Origin of the sequence: Flavobacterium sp. FlaQc-28 (genome assembly GCF_044007415.1) — a bacterium.
In the GTDB taxonomy this organism is placed as follows: Bacteria; Bacteroidota; Bacteroidia; order Flavobacteriales; family Flavobacteriaceae; genus Flavobacterium.
This window is the reverse complement of the sequence record NZ_JBIPCM010000004.1, coordinates 128,951-149,809: the sequence shown is the minus strand read 5'-3', so window position 1 is coordinate 149,809 and position 20,859 is coordinate 128,951. Positions and strand designations below refer to the sequence as shown.

At 33.9% G+C, this 20,859-nt stretch carries 13 protein-coding genes and 1 tRNA gene; 9 read left to right on the top strand and 5 right to left on the bottom strand.

Going from position 1 to position 20,859, the window contains the following annotated elements:
• Positions 1 to 17: 17 nt before the first annotated feature.
• Both ACHRVL_RS12555 and ACHRVL_RS12550 read left to right on the top strand, forming a co-directional pair.
• Positions 18 to 4,070 (top strand): PAS domain S-box protein, encoded by a 4,053-nt coding sequence (locus ACHRVL_RS12555; RefSeq protein ID WP_395413214.1) that lies wholly within the window; start codon positions 18 to 20, stop codon positions 4,068 to 4,070.
• 88 nt (positions 4,071 to 4,158) lie between these two features.
• Positions 4,159 to 5,010 carry a neutral zinc metallopeptidase gene (locus ACHRVL_RS12550; protein ID WP_089053211.1) on the top strand — a complete coding sequence of 284 codons (852 nt, stop codon included), beginning with the start codon at positions 4,159 to 4,161 and terminating at the stop codon, positions 5,008 to 5,010.
• 311 nt (positions 5,011 to 5,321) lie between these two features.
• On the opposite strand, the gene ACHRVL_RS12545 is transcribed toward ACHRVL_RS12550, so the two are convergent.
• The 4 genes from ACHRVL_RS12545 to ACHRVL_RS12530 all read right to left on the bottom strand — a co-directional run bounded on the left by ACHRVL_RS12545 (position 5,322) and on the right by ACHRVL_RS12530 (position 7,762).
• Positions 5,322 to 5,395, bottom strand: a tRNA-His gene (locus ACHRVL_RS12545).
• 77 nt (positions 5,396 to 5,472) lie between these two features.
• Positions 5,473 to 6,189, bottom strand: a complete 717-nt coding sequence (bshB1, locus tag ACHRVL_RS12540; protein ID WP_395413212.1) for a bacillithiol biosynthesis deacetylase BshB1 — start codon at positions 6,187 to 6,189, stop codon at positions 5,473 to 5,475.
• A gap of 73 nt (positions 6,190 to 6,262) precedes the next feature.
• The gene (locus ACHRVL_RS12535) at positions 6,263 to 7,327 is read right to left on the bottom strand and encodes a chorismate-binding protein (RefSeq protein ID WP_395413209.1); all 1,065 of its coding nucleotides are present in this window, start codon (positions 7,325 to 7,327) and stop codon (positions 6,263 to 6,265) included.
• Positions 7,328 to 7,330: 3 nt separating this feature from the next.
• The gene (locus ACHRVL_RS12530) at positions 7,331 to 7,762 is read right to left on the bottom strand and encodes a PaaI family thioesterase (protein WP_395413207.1); all 432 of its coding nucleotides are present in this window, start codon (positions 7,760 to 7,762) and stop codon (positions 7,331 to 7,333) included.
• Positions 7,763 to 8,000: 238 nt separating this feature from the next.
• Here ACHRVL_RS12530 and ACHRVL_RS12525 point away from each other — a divergent pair, with 238 nt between their 5' ends.
• The 5 genes from ACHRVL_RS12525 (at position 8,001) to ACHRVL_RS12505 (ending at position 18,752) form a co-directional block, all read left to right on the top strand.
• On the top strand, positions 8,001 to 9,512 hold the full coding sequence (locus tag ACHRVL_RS12525; RefSeq protein WP_395413206.1) for a hypothetical protein: 1,512 nt from the start codon (positions 8,001 to 8,003) through the stop codon (positions 9,510 to 9,512).
• A gap of 287 nt (positions 9,513 to 9,799) precedes the next feature.
• The gene (gene purL / locus ACHRVL_RS12520) at positions 9,800 to 13,453 is read left to right on the top strand and encodes a phosphoribosylformylglycinamidine synthase (RefSeq protein ID WP_395413204.1); all 3,654 of its coding nucleotides are present in this window, start codon (positions 9,800 to 9,802) and stop codon (positions 13,451 to 13,453) included.
• A gap of 375 nt (positions 13,454 to 13,828) precedes the next feature.
• Entirely contained in the window at positions 13,829 to 16,234 is a 2,406-nt protein-coding gene (locus ACHRVL_RS12515; RefSeq protein ID WP_395413202.1) for a TonB-dependent receptor domain-containing protein, read from the top strand.
• A 136-nt stretch (positions 16,235 to 16,370) separates the two neighbouring features.
• Positions 16,371 to 16,814, top strand: a complete 444-nt coding sequence (locus tag ACHRVL_RS12510; protein ID WP_395413199.1) for a hypothetical protein — start codon at positions 16,371 to 16,373, stop codon at positions 16,812 to 16,814.
• Between the two features lie 159 nt (positions 16,815 to 16,973).
• Positions 16,974 to 18,752, top strand: coding sequence for a long-chain fatty acid--CoA ligase (locus tag ACHRVL_RS12505; RefSeq protein ID WP_129054515.1), 1,779 nt, complete (start codon positions 16,974 to 16,976; stop codon positions 18,750 to 18,752).
• 120 nt (positions 18,753 to 18,872) lie between these two features.
• On the opposite strand, the gene ACHRVL_RS12500 is transcribed toward ACHRVL_RS12505, so the two are convergent.
• The gene (locus ACHRVL_RS12500; protein WP_395413197.1) at positions 18,873 to 19,376 is read right to left on the bottom strand and encodes a hypothetical protein; all 504 of its coding nucleotides are present in this window, start codon (positions 19,374 to 19,376) and stop codon (positions 18,873 to 18,875) included.
• Between the two features lie 304 nt (positions 19,377 to 19,680).
• Here ACHRVL_RS12500 and ACHRVL_RS12495 point away from each other — a divergent pair, with 304 nt between their 5' ends.
• Both ACHRVL_RS12495 and ACHRVL_RS12490 read left to right on the top strand, forming a co-directional pair.
• The gene (locus ACHRVL_RS12495) at positions 19,681 to 19,962 is read left to right on the top strand and encodes a transposase (RefSeq protein WP_180907461.1); all 282 of its coding nucleotides are present in this window, start codon (positions 19,681 to 19,683) and stop codon (positions 19,960 to 19,962) included.
• Entirely contained in the window at positions 19,959 to 20,843 is an 885-nt protein-coding gene (locus tag ACHRVL_RS12490) for an IS3 family transposase (protein ID WP_367891383.1), read from the top strand. Before ACHRVL_RS12495 ends, ACHRVL_RS12490 begins: the two co-directional genes overlap by 4 nt.
• The last annotated feature ends 16 nt before the right edge of the window (positions 20,844 to 20,859 follow it).

The window sequence follows — 20,859 nt, the reverse complement described above, 5'->3', positions numbered from 1 at the left end:
TAACTCTCTCAAAATCTATGACGGAAAGCTATAGTTTTTTCAATGTATTGATTTCAGGAATTACCGCTTTTGGTAATTCTCTGAAATCAATCATGACAAAATCATACGCTCTGAGCCCCGACATTAATTTTTTCAATAGTCCAAAACTTATCATACTCGGACTTTCATTAGCTGCTTTTTTAGCATTATTAATTTACCAGTTTTTTAAAATTAAAACTAAAATTGGGTATTTTATTGAAAAAACAAAAGAAGCCGAAACAGCTAAAAAAGAATACCAGCTTTACATTTTATTTTTTGGAATTGCGGTTATTGTAATCGAGATCATTAATGAGATTTTCAAAATCCGCCCGAAAAGCTTATTAGTCACAAATGTTTCGATTGGATTCTTCGTTTTGTTTATTTATCTGCTGGTAGACAAAATAAAATGGCTGCGCGACAAAATTCAAAACATATTTATTACTTGTTTTTTTATATACATAAGCTATGTATGTTATAATATTGTTCGTCTCAGTAACGATGTTGTTCCTGTTATTGTTTTTTTAATTTCCTTTTTCTTCTCGTACAACATTTTAAAACCAATAAAAATATATTGGTTTTTTGTAGGCCTCACGTTTATATTTCTTCTTGCTACCGTTTCCTTTCATTTAATTCCAATAAAATCTTCTGTTTTATTAATTAATTTTTGCATTTTAATTTTCATTGTTAACCATGTAAAATATGCCGTTTTATCAAACAATGATGACAACTATAGATTTGCAAATGAAATTGTTCAAAAAGGAAGTTCGCTAACAATTGCAACAAACCAAAAAGGCAAAATACTATTTTGCAGCGAGACCATTTCTTCTATTTTAGGATATCAGCCAGAAGAAGTTATTGGCTTAAACTTTTGGCACTTTGCAAAAGAAAACCAGCAAAATGAAAAAGAACCGATACTTGATCGGGAAGAAAACAAAACTTATACATGGAAGCTGAAAAGTAAAAACGGCGAATACAAACACATTCAATGGAAAGATAAAAAATTTACTGAAGATTTAATTATAAGTATTGGACAGGACGTTACAGAACAATTTAATGTACAAGACCAATACAAAAACCTAATTCAAACAGCAAGAGATATTATTTTTGAAATTGATGCCGACGGTAATTTTACATTCATAAATGAATTTGCTTACACACTTCTAGGCTACACAGAAAATGAAATATTAAAACATCATTATTCAAATTTCATTCACGAAAGCCACTCAATAAGCGCCGTAGACTTTTATGAAAATATTGTAGTCAATGAAAACAAATTCCCTACCATCGAGATTCCGATTTTAAAGAAAAATGGGCAGGAAATATGGATTTCTCAAAATATCATTATCCGTAAAAATGATTTAGGCCAAACAACTGGTTATGCCGGAATTGCAAGAGATATTACCGAAACTAAAAATGCTGAAAACGAGAAAAAAAGACGTCTCGAAAAAATTGAAGCATACAATAACTCAACCAAGAAACTATCAACTGCTGACTTTAGTAAATATCACAATTTAAATACTGTTCTTGACTACATTATCAAAGAAGCATCGATAGTAAGCAAATCAAATAGAGTCAGCTTTTGGAAATACCGAAAAGACTTAATTACCTGCAAAAACTTATTCAGCAGCGACAATCAAAGTCCAAGTGACAAAAATATATTAGATCAGGAATCTTATCCGATCTATTTTGAAACACTAAAAAATAAAGTTGTCATAAACGCTCCAGATGTTTTTAATAAATTAGAAACATCAGAATTTCAGAGACTGTACTTTACAAAAAACAACATAAAATCAATGCTGGACGTTCCTATTTTCTTGAACGGAAAACTGGTTGGTGTAGTCTGTTTTGAAAGCACAGAAGAAAAAAGAGATTGGGACAATGAAGACATCAATTACGCGAAAACCATCTCAGATGTAATTTCACTTGCAATTTCGTCGCAAATGAGATTAGATGCAGAACGTAAACTAGAATTCAAAAGTCAGCTGCTTTCAGCACTTTCTCTTTGTACCGAAAAATTTTTACTTAGCAAATCTACGGAAGAAATGTTTCAGGAAACCTATGATCTAATAGGAAAAGCCTCAAAAGCAGATCATATGTTTTATTATGAAAAAGACTTTTTGACCAATACTTTTACTCAAAAATACAAGTGGTCGAGAAACGGTGTAGAACATCAAATAACACCATTAAAACAATTAACCGAAGACAATTTAAAAGAAATTCATAAGGCTGTACTTAACAAAAGTATTTTGAAAACGTATACACGTAAACTCAAAAAAACCTTTTTCAAACAACTTTTACTTGACAACCAAATAAAATCAATTCTGATTCTGCCCTTGTATATTAATGATGTTTTTACTGGCTTTATAGGCTTTGACGACTGTACTTCTGAACGAAAATGGTCTGAAGAAGAAATTTACATCTTTCAGGTTTTAGCCAATAATATTTCATCAGCTCTCGAGCGAAATCAAAATGAAGCCAAAATCCTAGAAAGCGAAGAGAAATTTAAGTTAATTGCTAACAATATTCCTGGAACAGTTTACTTGTCAAAATTTGACGCAATATCAACCAAAATCTTCTTAAACGACGAGATAAAAAACTTAACAGGCTATTCTAAAGCTGAATTTATAGAAAACAACTTATCCTTTTTATCACTTATTCACCAAAACGATCGTGAAAAAGTAATCAAGAATCAAATCCACAATCTTCAAAACGGAATTCCGCTTCATAATGTTTACCGAATTAAAAGAAAAACCGGCGAATATATCTGGATCGAAGAATTTGGTGATGTAATAAAAAAAGGAGACGAAATAGAATTTGTAGGCGGTATTTATTTTGACATTACAAACAAAAAAGTGACTGAAGATGCCATAAAAGCAAAACAACTGGCAGAAGCTGCAAACAAATCAAAATCAGATTTTCTTGCTAATATATCACATGAAATCAGAACACCTCTAAATGGTATAATTGGTTTTACGCATTTATTGATGCAAACTAAACTCGAAGGAATTCAAGAAAAATATACCACAACTATTAATCAGTCTGCCCATTCCTTATTAGAAATCATAAACGACATACTAGATTTTTCTAAAATTGAGGCCGGAAAACTGGAACTCTTTATCGACTTATACGACATTAAAAAAGTACTGGGACAAGTTTTTGATTTAATTATTTTTGAATCTAATCAAAAGAATCTTCAACTTGAATTAAATATCGATCCAGAAGTTCCTAAATACATCTGGACAGATATTGTCCGATTAAAACAGATATTAATTAACCTGCTTTCAAACGCCGTAAAATTCACCAATGAAGGCTCTATCAGACTAAATGTTTCTGTTGTTAAAAAAACAAAGAACAACAATTGTATAATGCGCTTCTCTGTTATAGATACAGGAATTGGAATTCTTGAAAAAAATCAGAAAAAAATATTCAAAGCTTTTTCACAAGCAGACAGCTCCACAACTAGAAAATTTGGAGGAACCGGATTGGGATTAACCATATCTAATCAGTTACTAGCTTTAATGGACAGCCGACTGCAGCTGGAAAGTAAAATTGGCGAAGGAAGTAATTTTTTCTTCGATTTAAATTTAAAAACCAGAAACCAAAGCGGGACAGAAAGAAATAACACCAAACTCAAAACTTTAAACTCAGAGCACGACCAAATCAACAATAGTTCAAACAATGAAAAAATTAGGTTTTTAATTGTCGAGGATAACAAAGTTAATATGCTGCTGCTAAAAACCATCATTTCAAATTTATACAGCAATTCTATTATTTACGAATGTGAAAATGGCTACGAAGCTGTAAAACAATTTGAAAGCATTAATCCGACACTTGTTTTTATGGACATTCAAATGCCAATTATGAACGGATATGAAACCACCAAAGCTATAAGAAGCACAATAGCGGGAGAGCATACGCCAATAATTGCCGTAACGGCAGGCGCCGAAAAAGAAGAACGAAATAAATGCATAACAGCAGGAATGAACGACTATATCTCAAAGCCTATTATGAAAGGTATTGTAGAAGAAATTTTGGCAAAATGGTTGAAATAAAAAAAGTAAATTACCTCCAATAACATGTAATTCCCAAAAAATATATAAATTCGTACAACAAACATAACTTTTTTAAAAACAGCAAAGTATGAAATGGAAAGGAAGCAGAGAAAGTGATAACGTTGAAGACAGAAGATCAATTTCTGGTGGAAAGGTAGCCGTTGGAGGCGGAATTATCGGTATCATTATTTTGTTAGTAAATGTTTTTGGCGGCGAAAATGCGCAGTTTATCACGCCAGTTTTAGAACAAATGCAAGGCGGACAGCAGACACAAACTGAAGCAGCCGCTCCATTAAGTAAGGAAGATGAAGAAATGGGACATTTTGTTAGATCTGTCTTGGCTAAAACTGAAGATTCCTGGGGCAAAATATTTGCCGAAAATGGCATGACTTATAAAAATCCAAAATTAGTACTTTTTAAAGGCTCTGTAAATACTGCTTGCGGCGGAGCTTCATCAGCATCCGGACCATTTTATTGTCCAGGCGATCAAAAAGTATATATGGATTTAGGCTTCTTTGAAGAACTAAAATCTAAATTTGGTGCTGAGGGTGGTGATTTTGCCATTGCGTACGTTATAGCGCATGAAATTGGCCATCACGTACAAACATTATTAGGAACCTCTGAAAAAATGCATCAGGCACAAGAAGGTAAAAGTCAAGCCGAAGCTAATAAACTTTCGGTAGCCTTAGAACTGCAAGCTGATTTTTATGCCGGAGTATGGGCACATGACAATCAGGAAACGCTGGACGAAGGAGATATCGAAGAAGCCTTAAGCGCCGCTAATGCTGTTGGAGATGATGCAATACAAAGTAAAATGCAAGGTCAGGTAGTTCCTGATTCATTTACACACGGTACATCAGAACAAAGAATGTACTGGTTTAAAAAAGGTTTTAGAACCGGCGATATTAAACAAGGAAATACATTTGACGAAATTCGATAATACACCAACCAAATATAATAACCAACCAAAAAGCATGACGTAATTGTCATGCTTTTTTTGTTCAAACCATATATAAGTTCATTTTAGATTTTGGGCCTATTTCAACAAAATCAAATAGATCCTATTAGAAAACATAGCCAGCGGTTGAAACCGCGTGCACTATTTGAATATTAGCTTTTTTTTTTGAAGCTTTTGCTTTTTAACCTTAGTAATATTCAGCTTTGATCTAAAATGAACTTATATCACTTATATGGTTCAAAAAAAATAAACGCACAAAAAAAGCCTTGAATTTCTTCAAGGCTTTAAATCTGGGTGGCTGACCGGGTTCGAACCGGCGACCCGCGGCACCACAAACCGCTACTCTAACCAGCTGAGCTACAACCACCATTTTTGCTTAGCGAGTGCAAATATAGAACAAAGGTTCAGTTCTACAAAGAAAAAAATGAAAAATTTTCATAAAAATTAAATCAAATTTTCTAAGCTATTGACTGCCAAACACCTTTCAACAGTAAAACCTTCGGCAAAATCTTTACCAACTAGACGTCCTAAGTCCTGCGCACGATATTTTACACTCTCTAAAAAGTTTTTACTTGTAATTGGTGTCGCAGGTTCATTTGAATTTGGATCATAAAATTGTGTTTTATAAGCCAAAATTGATTCGATCTTCTTTTCTTCAAAGCCAGTAATATCAACTACAAAGTCTGGTTCAATATTTTTCCATTGAATATAATGATAAACCACTTTAGGTCTCCAAGCTTCCTGCTGCTCTCCATCTATAGAAGTTTCTATTTTCACCAATCCCGATAAAAAACAAGCATCAGAAACTAATTTACTTCCTTTTCCATGATCGATATGACGGTCATCAACGGCGTTGCATAACACAATTTCAGGTTTGTACTTGCGAATCATTTTAATGACTTCTAATTGATGTTTTTCATCATTTACAAAAAAGCCGTCACGAAGTCCTAAGTTTTCACGAACGACAACTCCTAAAATTTTAGCTGCAGCTTTTGCTTCTTCATCTCTCGTTTCAGCAGTTCCGCGTGTTCCTAATTCGCCGCGTGTTAAATCAACAACACCAACTTTTTTACCTAGAGAAACTTCTTTTAAAATTGTCCCTGCACAACCCAATTCTACATCGTCAGGATGTGCGCCAAAGGCTAATATATCTAATTTCATAATTTTTGTTTCAGGTTTCAAGTTTCAGGTTACGCATAGAACGTGAAACCTGAAACTTAAAACTATTCTTTCACTATATTTTTAAAACTCTTTTCATCGTCATTGATTTATTGACGCTTTCCTCCCATTCTTTTTCTGGAACACTTTCTTTTGTAATACCACAGCCCATATACAAAATAGCTTTGTTTTCCTGAATCTGCATGCATCGCAAATTTACAAATAAATCAGAGCTTACATTTTTTCCTGTAAAACCACTATTAAGCTCGCCTAGAAATCCGCTGTAAAAAGTACGATCATAATTTTCGTTTTCAATAATAAATGATTTTGCTTTTTTCTTTGGCAAACCGCAAACTGCCGGCGTTGGATGAAGTGTATCAATAACTTCTTCCAAAGTCGACTTATCCTTTAAAACTCCCGAAATATCCGTTTTAATATGCCAGATAGAACCCGCCTTTAAACTATATGGTTCAGAAACTACAACCGAAGCTGTAAATTCTCTAAGCCTTTTTACAATAAAATCAGTTACAAATTGCTGTTCATCTTTTTCTTTTTGCTGCCAGACAATTTCAGTTTGCAAATCATCTTTCTGTGTTCCCGCCAATGCCATTGTTTCAAAAACATTTTCATTTGCTTTAAGCAGTTTTTCAGGCGTCGCTCCCATCCAAAGTCCTATTTTTGGATGAAAAAAGCAATAACAAAAAGTTGCCGGATATAATTGAACCAAATGTTGAAAAGTTGCAGCAAAATCAAATTCAATCAAAGGGACTTCTTCACTTCGTGATAAAACTACCTTTTTGAACTCTTCATTTTTGATGGCTTGAATTCCCTTTGCAACCAAATATTCGTATTGAAATTTAGCTTCAGCATCAAAATTTAAATCATCAACTTCGATCGATTCAAATGAAGTAATCTCTTTTTTGACAGTAATAATTTCCGATTCATTTTCAGGAATCAGAATCAATTGTTTTTCATCAAAAGAAGCGAACACAAATCCTTTTTCGCTGTAATCTGAAACGGTATATAACGTATTATTTTGCTGTAAAATCCCTATCAGATCTGTAGTATTGGGTTTTGAATAAAGTACAAAAGGTAAATTTAGTTCTTTATGTTTTTTAATTTTTAAGAAAAATGGATTCATAATTTATTCACTTTTCTTTCTATCCAAAACCATATTCGTCAATTTGCAAAGCGAAATCAAATTTCCTCCTTCATCCGTAATTTTAATTTCCCAAAGATGAAGACTTCTGCCTTTATGAATAATTCGGGCAGTTCCAAAAACAACACCCTCACGAATACTTTTTAAATGATTTGCCGAAATTTCGATACCGCGAACTTCTTGTTCCTTCGCATTAATAAAAAAATGTGAAGCCGCACTTCCAACACTTTCTGCCAAAGCTACAGAAGCCCCGCCGTGCAATAACCCCATTGGTTGATGAACACTTGGATTTACAGGCATTTTTGCAGTTAAAAAATCTTCGCCAGCATCGATATATTCTATTTTCAGCGTTTCCATCAATGTATTTTTAGAAAACTCATTACAGTACGCTAAAATCTGTTCTTTTGTATAATTCATTAAATAAACTTTAAAATCGTAAAATTAAAGAAAGATAAGACATAAATCTAAAATCCAATTCTAAAATTTAAAATTCAACTTCAAACATGTAAGTTTTTTGTTATTTTTACAAAAACAATCAAATCTTTGGCTGATTTATTTTAGCCAAAGATTACACAGATTAACACAGATTTATTTTTTAACCCAATGCGGAAAATCTTTTTAATCCTCTTAATCTGTGGCTAAAAAAAACTTTTAAATGCGTCAATACTTTGCAATCTTCGTTCTGGGTATAATTTTAGTTTTTAGTTCCTGCCGAACTGACTTTGATACCGTTGCCAGTTCTGGAGATTTAAAGTTTTCTAAAGACACCGTTTATTTGGACACCGTTTTTAAAAATATTGGTTCAAGCACTTATCAACTAAAAGTTTACAATCGAAGCAAAAACGACATATCAATTCCAGTCGTACAATTCAAAAAAGGACTAAATTCAAAATATCGAATGACGGTTGACGGCATGACTGGAACCAACGGAAAAATTTTTAAAGATGTTACGCTTCTTGCAAAAGACAGTTTGTACATTTTTATCGAAACCACTGCAGATATTACAGATACAAATCCAGCAGATTTTTTATATACCGATGAAATTCAGTTTGACAGCGGCGCAAATCTGCAGCAAGTCGCTTTGGTAACCTTAATTCAGGACGCTGTTTTTTTATATCCTAATCAAAATCCAAACGGAACAAAAGAGAAAATCAAAATTGACGACAAAGATGTTGACGGATTTTATCTTAGTGAAAATGATCCTGTAAATGGGAATGAATTACTTTTTACCAAACAAAAACCTTATGTAATTTATGGTTACGCAGGAGTTCCAGAAAACAAAACAGTCACTTTTGAAGCTGGCGCAAGAATTCACTTTCATACCAACTCAGGATTATATGTTGGCAAGAACGCTTCTCTTCAAATTAACGGAACTACTTCAACTACAGAAAAATTAGAAAATGAAGTTATTTTTGAAGGCGATCGATTAGAATCTCTTTATTCGGATATTCCTGGACAATGGAAATCGGTTATTCTTGAAAACGACAGTAACAACCATTCAATCAAAAATTTAACTTTAAAAAATGCGATTACGGGATTAGATATTAGAAATTCAATTAACACAATTCAAATTAAAAATACCCAAATTTATAATTGTGCTGAATATGGAATTTTAGCACAAAACGCCCGAATTAATGGAGAAAATCTAGTTGTAAATTATGCCGGCCTAGTTAGTTTATCCTGTGTTTACGGCGGAAATTATAATTTTACACATTGCACTTTTAACAACAATTGGCAAAACAGTTCGCAATTTGCAGTTAATGTAAGCAATAGTTTAGCAGGCAAAATGCCCGAAACAAATGCACTGACGCAGGCAACCTTCAATAATTGCATAATTTATGGTTCAAATACGAACGAATTTAACTTAAGTAAAAAACCAAACACACCATTTGTTTATCAATTAAATAATTGTCTTTTAAAATTCAACAGCGCAACAACAAATCCTGATTATCAATTTAAAACGGATACGGAACATTACAGCAATATCATTCTGAATGAAAATCCGAAGTTTTATAATGTCAATCAGAATAAATTCAACATCGATAAAACTTCTGCCGCTTTCGCGAAAGGAAATCAGTCTTATATAATTCCGTTAGATATTTTAGGAAACACAAGAACTTCTCCACCAGATTTGGGTGCTTATCAGAGTAAAGACTTTCCGAAATAATTTATTTTACCAAGAAGGCGCGAAGTTTTTTTATTGTAAAGATTTGAATTGTGAATTTTGCTCGCAAAGTCGCAAAGACGCAAAGTTTTATAATTATGAAGCTTAAAAAAAAACTCTGCGTCTTTGCGACTTTGCGAGATTAAAAAAAACTTCATGCCTTAGCGCCTTAGCGCCTTAGCGGTAAACCATTTCAACTTCATTTTTTTCAAAAGAGTTTGTTATCAAATTTGCGCTTGCTATTTATTTACATTAAATTTGCACCTCAATACAACAAACTACACAAAACAATGATCCATTTCTTTGAAAACCAAAGCAAAACTGTTTTTGCCGTACAGACGCAAAACGAAATTTCAGCTCAAGACATTTCAAAATTAAACTGGCTTTTTGCCGACTCGAATAAGATCGAAAAATCCGCATTGACGGGTTTTTTTGTTGGTCCTCGCGCCACTATGATCACACCATGGAGCACAAATGCTGTAGAAATCACTCAAAACATGGGTGTTCCGGGCATTATCAGAATTGAGGAATTTCATCCAGCAACGGAAAATTTCACTGATTTTGATCCGATGCTTTTTCAAAAATTCAACGAATTAGATCAAGAAATCTTCACTATCAACATTCAGCCGGAACCAATTCTGGAAATTGATGATATTGCAACTTACAATAAAGCTGAGGGTTTAGCTTTAAGTGACGAAGAAGTAGATTACTTAAACAATCTTTCAACTAAATTAGGAAGAAAATTAACGGATTCTGAGATTTTTGCTTTCTCACAAGCGAATTCAGAACACTGCCGTCACAAAATTTTCAACGGAACATTTGTTATTGACGGTGAAGAAAAAGAAACTTCTCTTTTCAAATTAATCAAAAAAACATCTCAGGAAAATCCTAACGATATTGTTTCTGCTTACAAAGACAACGTTGCTTTTGTAAAAGGACCAAAAGTGCAACAATTTGCACCAAAATCGGCAGACAAACCTGATTTTTACGAAATAAAAGAATTCGATTCGGTTATCTCATTAAAAGCCGAAACACACAATTTCCCAACAACAGTTGAGCCTTTCAACGGAGCTGCAACAGGTTCAGGAGGAGAAATTCGTGACCGTTTAGCAGGAGGACAAGGATCATTGCCATTAGCAGGAACTGCAGTTTACATGACTTCATATTCTCGTTTAAACGACGACAGAAAATGGGAAAACGCTCTTGAAGAAAGAAAATGGTTGTACCAAACACCAATGGATATTTTGATCAAAGCTTCAAACGGAGCTTCTGATTTCGGAAATAAATTTGGACAGCCGCTTATTACAGGTTCTGTTTTAACTTTCGAACATTCAGAAAACGACCGCAAAATTGGTTACGATAAAGTAATCATGCAAGCAGGAGGAATTGGTTACGGAAAATTAGATCAATCAATTAAAAAGAAACCACAAGAAGGCGATAAAATCGTAATCTTAGGTGGAGAAAATTATAGAATCGGAATGGGTGGTGCTGCGGTTTCTTCTGCAGATACTGGAGCTTTCGGTTCAGGAATCGAATTAAATGCAATTCAGCGTTCAAATCCTGAAATGCAAAAACGTGCTGCAAACGCGATTCGTGGTTTAGTAGAAAGCGACAATAACCCAATTGTTTCTATTCACGATCACGGTGCGGGTGGACACTTAAACTGTCTTTCTGAATTAGTTGAAGAAACTGGAGGATTAATCGATTTAGATAAATTACCGGTTGGAGATCCAACACTTTCTGCAAAAGAAATTATCGGAAACGAATCTCAGGAAAGAATGGGATTGGTTATTGGTCAAAAAGATATCGATACCTTACAAAGAATCGCTGATAGAGAGCGTTCGCCAATGTATCAGGTTGGAGATGTAACGGGAGATCACCGTTTTACTTTCCAATCAAAATCAAATGGTTCAAAACCGATGGATTATGCTTTAGAAGATTTCTTCGGAAGTTCTCCAAAAACGGTTATGACAGATAAAACTATCGATAGAAAATATGCTGATGTTGCTTACAACGCTGCAGACTTCGAAAGTTACTTAAAAGACGTTTTACGTTTAGAAGCTGTTGCATCAAAAGACTGGTTGACTAATAAAGTGGACCGTTGTGTTGGAGGAAAAGTAGCGAAACAGCAAAATGCAGGTCCGTTACAATTGCCTTTGAATAATGTCGGCGTTATGGCGCTGGATTATTTAGGAAAAGAAGGAATTGCAACTTCTATTGGGCACGCTCCTATCGCAGCTTTGATTGATCCGGTTGCAGGAAGTAGAAATGCTATCGCAGAATCGTTATCAAATATTATTTGGGCGCCGATTAAAGATGGTTTAAAAGGTATTTCATTATCTGCAAACTGGATGTGGGCTTGTAAAAACGAAGGTGAAGACGCTCGTTTGTACGCTGCTGTTGAAGGTTGTTCAGAATTTGCAATCGAATTGGGAATCAATATTCCGACAGGAAAAGATTCACTTTCAATGAAACAAAAATATCCAAATGACGAAGTAATTGCTCCGGGAACGGTTATTATTTCTGCTGGAGGAAACTGTACTGACATTAGAAAAGTAGTGGAACCAGTTTTACAGAAAAACGGAGATTCTATCTATTATATCAATTTGTCTCAAGATGATTTCAAACTTGGAGGTTCATCTTTTGCACAAATCAGAAATACAATCGGAAACGAAACGTCTACAATTAAAGACGCTTCTTTCTTCAAAAATGCATTTAATACCATTCAGGAATTAATCGGCGAAAGCCAAATTTTAGCGGGTCACGATATCGGAAGCGGTGGTTTAATTACTACTTTATTAGAATTGTGTTTTGCTGATGTAAATCTTGGAGCAAAAATTGATTTCAGCGCTTTCGCGGAAAAAGACTTATTGAAAATCCTTTTCGCAGAAAACATCGGAATTGTTTTCCAAGCTAAATCTGACGCAGTTGTTGAAGCGAAACTAAATGCAAACAACATCGAATTTTTCAAATTAGGTACAGTTCAAAGCACACCAAGTTTGGAATTTGGAATTTATAATTTGGATATTGCGAAATACAGAGATATTTGGTTTGAAACTTCTTATTTATTAGATCAAAAACAATCTAAAAACGGGACAGCAAAAGCTCGTTTTGAAAACTATAAAAATCAGGTTTTAAATTATACTTTCCCTGCACATTTTACAGGTAAAAAACCAGAAATCGACAATTCTAAACCAAGACCAAAAGCCGCAATTATCCGTGAAAAAGGAAGTAATTCTGAGCGTGAAATGGCAAACGCAATGTACTTGGCAGGCTTTGATGTAAAAGACGTTCACATGACCGATTTAATTTCGGGTCGTGAAACGCTTGAAGATATTCAGTTTATTGGCGCTGTTGGAGGATTCTCTAACTCAGACGTTTTAGGTTCTGCTAAAGGTTGGGCTGGAGCTTTCTTATACAATGAAAAAGCAAAAACAGCTTTGGATAATTTCTTCAAAAGAGAAGATACTCTTTCTGTCGGAATCTGTAACGGTTGCCAGTTATTTATGGAATTGGAAGTGATTAATCCAGAACATGAAGTTCACGGAAAAATGCACCATAACGAAAGCCAGAAACACGAAAGTATCTTTACTTCTGTAAAAGTTCAAGAAAACAATTCGGTTATGTTATCTACTTTGGCTGGAAGTACTTTAGGAGTTTGGGTTTCTCACGGAGAAGGTAAATTCAAATTGCCTTATGCAGAAGACCAATATAACATTGTTTCTAAATATGCTTACGAAGGTTATCCTGCAAACCCTAACGGTTCTGATTACAACACAGCAATGATGTGTGATAAAACGGGAAGACATTTGGTTATGATGCCTCATATTGAGCGTTCGACTTTCCAATGGAACTGGGCACATTATCCAAAAGATAGAAATGACGAGGTTTCGCCTTGGCACGAAGCTTTTGTTAATGCCAGAAAATGGATTGAGAAAAACTAAGAAAATATATTTTTATTAAAAAGCGCCCGAATTTTATCGGGCGTTTTTTTTTGCCACGAATTCGCGAATTAGTTTTACTGAAAACAATAATATAAAAGGTTTTCTTATTACACATATACTTTTTCTATATTAACTTTTCCGTAATCTTGTCATTCCGAGGAACGAGGAATCTTCGCGAGAAACTCTACAAAGATTGGCGACTTTTCTAGACGGAGCTACTTGTGGAGATTCCTCGTTCCTCGGAATGACAAACTTTGCCTTAATTATTTTTTTGGAAGATAAAACAAAACTATTTAAAACTATTCTAAGATTAATTTAATGGTATCTTAAGACAGCTTAAGCAAGCATAAACATTCTGGTAAATATCTTTGTTTCATGAAAAATATGATCCAAAAATTATCCCTGCTAATTCTCTTATTTACTATAAGCCAATTTTCTTTTGCTCAAAAAACCGCAGCTATAAAAGGAAACATTACTGACGGAAAACTTCCTGTCGAATTTGTTGATGTGGTTCTAAAAAGCGCCAGCGATTCTACCAAAACAGCCAATTATGCCGTAACTGATGTTATGGGAAATTTTGCCTTAGAGAATGTTCAGTCTGGAGATTATCAACTTCAATTTAAGCTAATAGGTTTTAAAACTGTTTCTCAAAAAATAAAGGTATCTGACAGCCACATTTCTATTGGAACCATCAAATTGCAAACCGATACCAATTTATTAAATGATGTTGTTGTAAAATCTCAGCGAAAACAAATTCAAAAAACCGATGAAGGATTTGTTTTTAATGCAGTTTCTAACATTTCGCAGTCCGGCGGAACGGCAACTGATATGCTAAAAAGTATTCCGACAGTTGCAGTAGATGCTGAAGGCGGTATAACACTAAGAGGAAAATCGCCAATGATTTTGATTAATGGTAAAAATTCGGCCATTACAAATATGGATCAAATTGCGGCAAGCAGTATCGAAAGTATTGAAGTCATAAGCAATCCAACAGCAAAATATGATGCTAATGCTGAAAGCGGAATTATAAACATTAAACTTAAAAAGAACAATCAAAAAGGGATAAATGGAGCGGTAGTTTTAGGAACTGGTTTTGGTGCCAAAGGAAGAATCAACAGCTCTGTGTTGTTAAATCATAAAACTGAAAAATGGAATTTTGGTTTGACCTATGATAACCGTTTTGCCGGCAGAACAAAAAAGATAAATGCTGATCGAACTAATTTTTTCATAGACGATGAACATTACATTCATCAAAACAGAGATGATGCTCGTACAGAAGGTTTGCAAAACCTAAAATTTAACGTCGATTTCACTCCAAATGACAAAAACAGCTTTTCGTTTGAAGCGCTCGGAAATTTAGAAAATCAAGATAACGATGAAACTTTATACACGCAGGTAAACACAAGCGCAAATCAGTTTTTTTCGAGCAACAAACGTCACTCTTTAGAATTGGAACGCACAAAAGTGGGAGAACTTGCTTTTAATTATGATCGAAAATTTTCTGACGACAGAAAAAGTCTAAACGCAAGTATTACTTCTTCATTCAACAAACACAAGGAGAACACTGATATTGATACTTATAATTATGACGCTTATAAACAACAAATAGGCGATGCTGCTTGGCAGAGAACTCATAATTATACAAATGAAAACATCTCGAATACAATTATAAATTATACGGTTCCAGTATCAGAAAAATCAATTGTAGAAACTGGATATAAAGGAACGTTTCGTTTTTTTGACTCAGACTTTGAAAGTGCTGATTTGACAAACGGCGAATATATTATTAATCCTTTGGCAAGCAATACTTTTAAATACAACGAACAAATAAATGCGGTTTACGGAATGCTGAATTCGTTTATTGGCGAAACAGACAATCCTAAATGGAAATATAACTTGGGACTTCGTGCAGAACAGGTTTCAAACAATGGTGAAACGCAGAACAATACTGATAATTTTTCAAACCATTATTTAAAACTATTTCCATCAGCTTCATTGCAAATGAATTTAAAACCAGATGAGTTTATCAAATTTGGTTACAGCAAACGCATTAACCGTCCAGATTTAGACGATTTAAATCCGTTTATTGATATTACTGATGCGTTAAATCCTCATGGCGGAAATCCTTATTTGAAACCTGAGATTATTCATATTGCTGAAGTAAGCTACAATAAAAACTGGGAAAATTATTCTTTTTCGACCAATGCTTTTTACCGAAATGCAAAAGACGCGATTAGACAATATGCCGAATTGCAGGACAATGGTGTAATTTTACTGCAGCCAAGAAACATAGGAAGTACGATAACTTATGGTTTAGAAACTATCTTCACCTTAAAACCATTCTCTTTTTATGATGCCAATATTAGTCTAACAGCTTTTGAACAAAAAATAGATGCCACAAACCTAACTCAAGATGTGGTGAAAAATGCTTTTAGCTGGTACGGAAAAATCATCAATAATTTTGTTCCTTGGAAAGGTGGAAAACTCCAAATTATCGGAAATTACAATTCGGCTTTAACAACAGCACAAGGAAAACGAATTCCGGTTTATAATGTAGATATGGGTTTTCAGCAGAAACTTGGAAAAGGAAACGCACGTTTAGGTTTGGTTGTTACCGATATGTTTAACACACTCGAAAGCGGTTATAAAAACAATACTTTACTATTTAGCAACAATAGAACTAATAAATCAGATACTCGTGCATTTATGCTGACTTTTGCTTATACTTTTAAATCTGATTTTAAAGAAAAACTATTAGAAAATCAATTCTCTACAGAATAGTTTTTTACTCAAAAATAAAAATACTCATTCTTGTAATTTGGATTCTAATTTCTACTGAAATTTGAACTATATTCGCCAAAAAGTTCGAGCCCAAGAACTTTTTGGCCCATTCCAAAAACAAATTAACCTACATAGAATGAAATTTTACAAAGCACTCCTTTATGCGCTATTTCTAGTCGCAGCTCAATCGCATGCCCAAATTAAGATTGACAAAATAAGATATAAAATTCACGATCATTTTATTACAACAAAAATTGGTTATCCAATTGAAGGTACCTTTTTATACGAAGGAAAAACCGAGCCACTTGTACAATTGAATGCAAATGGAACAGGAACTTTTCAGTATGAAGATTTATCCAAAAAAAGTATAAACTGGGGAATCGAATGTTCTGAAGACGGTATTCCAATTTTCAAAGAAGGTTACAACAGTGCTTCGTATACTATGTGGTACAAACCTAATAATGAAGAAGACTGGATTTATGTTCAATTTTCAATTCATTTCAACAAGAAAAAAATGTTTATAATGGGCGAACGAATCAAAGATTATTCTGAAGATTCTGAATCGAAAAAACGCTCTTAAAAAAATAAATAATTCTTGTTTTTTCTAAAATTTACTACAAAAAAGAAAACGTTTTCGTTGATTTTTAAAAGTACCTATAAATTTTCCCATAAAATTCCATAAAATTAAAAATTATACCTAATTTTTATTTAATTTGCGATAAAATTCAATATATTAAACATGGTTTCAATCACACGCCTTTTTGATTTTCCCTATTATCAACAAGAAACTTACGATCTTCCGGTTGCTTTAGCAACTAAAAAAAATGGAGTCTGGGAAAAAACATCTAGCCAGGAATATATTGCAAAGGCAAATGCTGTTTCGAGAGCGTTATTGCGCATGGGTGTTCAAAAAGATGATAAAATTGCCCTAATCACCTCAAACAACCGTACAGAGTGGAATATTATGGATATTGGTATCCAGCAGACTGGTGCGCAAAACGTGCCTATTTATCCAACAATCTCTGAGGAAGATTACGAATATATTTTGAATCATAGCGGCAGTATTTATTGCTTTGTTTCGGATGTAGAAGTACTTGAAAAAGTAAATCTTATCAAAGCAAATGTGCCAACTCTAAAAGAAGTTTATTCTTTTAATGAAATTGAAGGCTGTAAACATTGGTCTGAATTACTAACGCTTGGTGAGGACCAAAGCAATCAAACCGAAGTTGAAGCAAGAAAAGACAGCATAAAAACTGACGATTTAGCTACTATTATTTATACCTCTGGAACTACAGGACGCCCAAAAGGTGTTATGCTTTCGCACAGAAACATTGTTTCTAATGTTTTAGACAGTGCACCAAGAATTCCGTTTGATCCAGGAAAAAGCAGTGCTTTAAGCTTCCTGCCTATCTGCCATATTTTTGAAAGAATGATTTTGTACATCTATCAGTATTATGGTATTTCAGTTTATTTTGGAGAATCAATTGAAAAAATCAGCGACAACTTAAAAGAAGTTCGTCCAAACGTAATTACAGCCGTACCAAGACTTTTAGAAAAAGTTTACGATAAAATTTATGCTAAAGGAGCCGAATTAACAGGCATCAAGAAAAAACTATTTTTCTGGGCTATTGATTTAGGTTTAAAATATGAACCATACGGAGCCAATGGCGCTTGGTATGAATTTCAGTTAAAAATTGCCCGCAAACTTATTTTCAGTAAATGGAAAGAAGGTTTGGGAGGAAATTTAGATTTGATGGTTTCTGGAAGTGCCGCTTTACAGCCTCGTTTAACAAGAGTTTTTGCTGCTGCCGAAATTCCAGTTATGGAAGGTTACGGTTTGTCTGAAACATCACCTGTAATTGCCGTAAACGACCAAAGAAATAGAGGTTTTAAAATTGGAACTGTTGGAAAACCAATTCGTAACGTCGAAGTAAAAATTGCCGAAGATGGTGAAATTCTTTGCAAAGGACCAAATGTAATGCTGGGTTACTTTAAAGATCCTGAAAAAACTGCCGAAGCTTTGCAAGACGGTTATTTCCACACGGGAGATATTGGAGAAATCGACAGCGAAGGTTTCTTGAAAATTACCGACCGTAAAAAAGAAATGTTCAAAACATCAGGAGGAAAATATATTGCACCGCAAATCATTGAAAATGCTATGAAACAATCTCGTTTTATTGAGCAGATTATGGTAATTGGTGATGGCGAAAAAATGCCGGGTGCTTTTATTCAACCTAATTTCGAGTTCGTAAAAGAATGGGCTAAAATTCATAAAATTACTTTAGGAACTACAGATGCAGCAATTAGTGCAAATGCCGATGTAATCAAACGTATAAATGAAGAAGTTGAAAGCATCAATGAAAAATTTGGAAACTGGGAAAAAATCAAACGTTTTGAACTTACTCCAGATGTTTGGTCTATCGATGGCGGACAGCTTACTCCTACTCTAAAATTAAAACGTAAAATCATTAAAGAAATCTATAAAGATCTTTACGCAAAAATCTACGACCACAATTAAAATTCCAAAATAATTAACCAAAGAAAAACGGCTGTCTAAAATTTAGACAGCCGTTTTTTATTTAATGAAGATCTCTTCAATTTACAAAATTTCGCTTTAGTAGCTTCAAATTTCTGTTTTCTAGAAAAACATACTTTTAAAATCCCTAAAGAAGTTTCTTCTCTTAGACTTTTTCTCAGCCTTTTCTTTTTTTAGAGAACTCTTTTTTTTAAAAACGGCTTTAGCTTTCTCCATCCGTTTAACTGGTTTTGTTTCTTCAGTCTTAGAGTTTTCGTAAAACTTTTTAAAAGGACGAGGCTCAAAATCAACCAAAATTGCAGCCATATTTATAGCATCGATATTTGACGGATCTGTTTCACCTTTAAAGAAAGTCTCGATAGGTCTAAATTTATCTTTCTTCTCCTTAAACTTATTCTTTTTACTATGATCGAAATCTAAGCCCAATAGATTGCTAAAAACATTTAAATCCTCTTTTGTTGGGTTATTTTCGAAAATCAACCAGCATAAATCACGAAGTTTTCCACGAGAAGGTTTGTACAAATAATCAAAGTATCTGCCTTCTTTTTCTAATTCGTATTTTTTTCTAATTGCATTTTTATATTGTTGTAATGTATTGTTTTGCATGGTATTTTGATTTTGTAATTCTTGGGAATCTCAGGAAATCGAAGGCTTTTCTAAGAAATCCAATATCACAAAAGTTCAAAAGCACCATTGCTTTAACAGAGAAATATCTCTAAATGATATATATAATTTTCCTAAAATTCACCTTTTCCTTCCATAGGTTAATAAGTTCCAAATCCATCTTTCTTCTCGAGGCAAATGGCGGCTCACTAAATTCCACTTTATCTGTTTGACCACTATAGTCTGACTGGAGTTGCTACCTTTGAGTGGAGACATATTTAAAAAATAGATTTAAATTTGTTTTATCATGAAAAGAGTATTTGACGAATCATTCAAGAAGATGGCAGTTGAACTGTCTTACTTAAAAGGATCAGTATTAGAAGCAGCAAAAGAACTGGGTATGGATGCCAGCAGGTTAAGCAAATGGCGCATGGATCCCCGTTATAACGGAGGCACAGTTCTGCCTGTAAATAATAAACTGACGCCTGAGGAACAAGAAATACGAGAATTAAAAAAGAAATTGCGTGATGCAGAAATGGAAAATGCAATTTTAAAAAAGGCGGTAGCCATCTTTTCCAAGGGAGACTGAAAAAGTACCTGTTTATCCATAATAACACAGGTATCTTTCCAGTTGAAAAGATGTGCAATATATTACAGGTTAGCAGCAGCGGTTTTTATAAATGGCTCAACAGACCGCAGAGTAATCGCGACAAAAAAACGGCTGAACTATCAGTTCTGATAAGACAGGAATATGAGAACAGCCACCAGACTTATGGAAGTCCCAGGATTACACAAGTGCTGAACATGAAGCATAAAAAAGTATCCAGATCATATGTTGCCCGGCTTATGAAAAAAATGAATTTAAAGAGTAAAGTCCGCAGGAAATACAAAATCACAACTGATTCGAACCATACCTATCAAACTGCTGATAATCTCCTTCAAAGAAATTTTTCAGCAAATGGATTATCTCAAAAGTGGGTAAGCGACATTACATATATTAAAACAGGCTGTGGCTGGATGTACTTCACCGCAGTAATTGATCTTGCTGATCGTAAAGTTATCGGATGGTCCTTTAGTAATGATATGACTGCAGCAAATACTACTGTAAGAGCTTTAAATGCAGCTATAAGAAATAGAGGAGTAAAAAAGGGACTGATATTTCATTCTGATAGAGGAGTCCAGTATGCTTGTGATGAATTTAAAATGCTGCTAAATGAAACAGGAATAAAACAAAGCATGAGCAGAAAGGGCAACTGTTGGGACAACGCAGTAGCAGAAAGCTTCTTTAAAACATTAAAAGCAGAATTCGTATATCATAGAAAATTTGAAAATAGAGAGGCTGCCAAAATAGAAATTTTTAGATATATAGAAGGATTTTATCACCCAAAAAGAATACATTCTTCTATTGGATACAGAACACCAAACGAAATGGAATTATTACACCAGCAAAATGAAAAATTAGTAGCGTAAAAAGTCTCCACTTTTT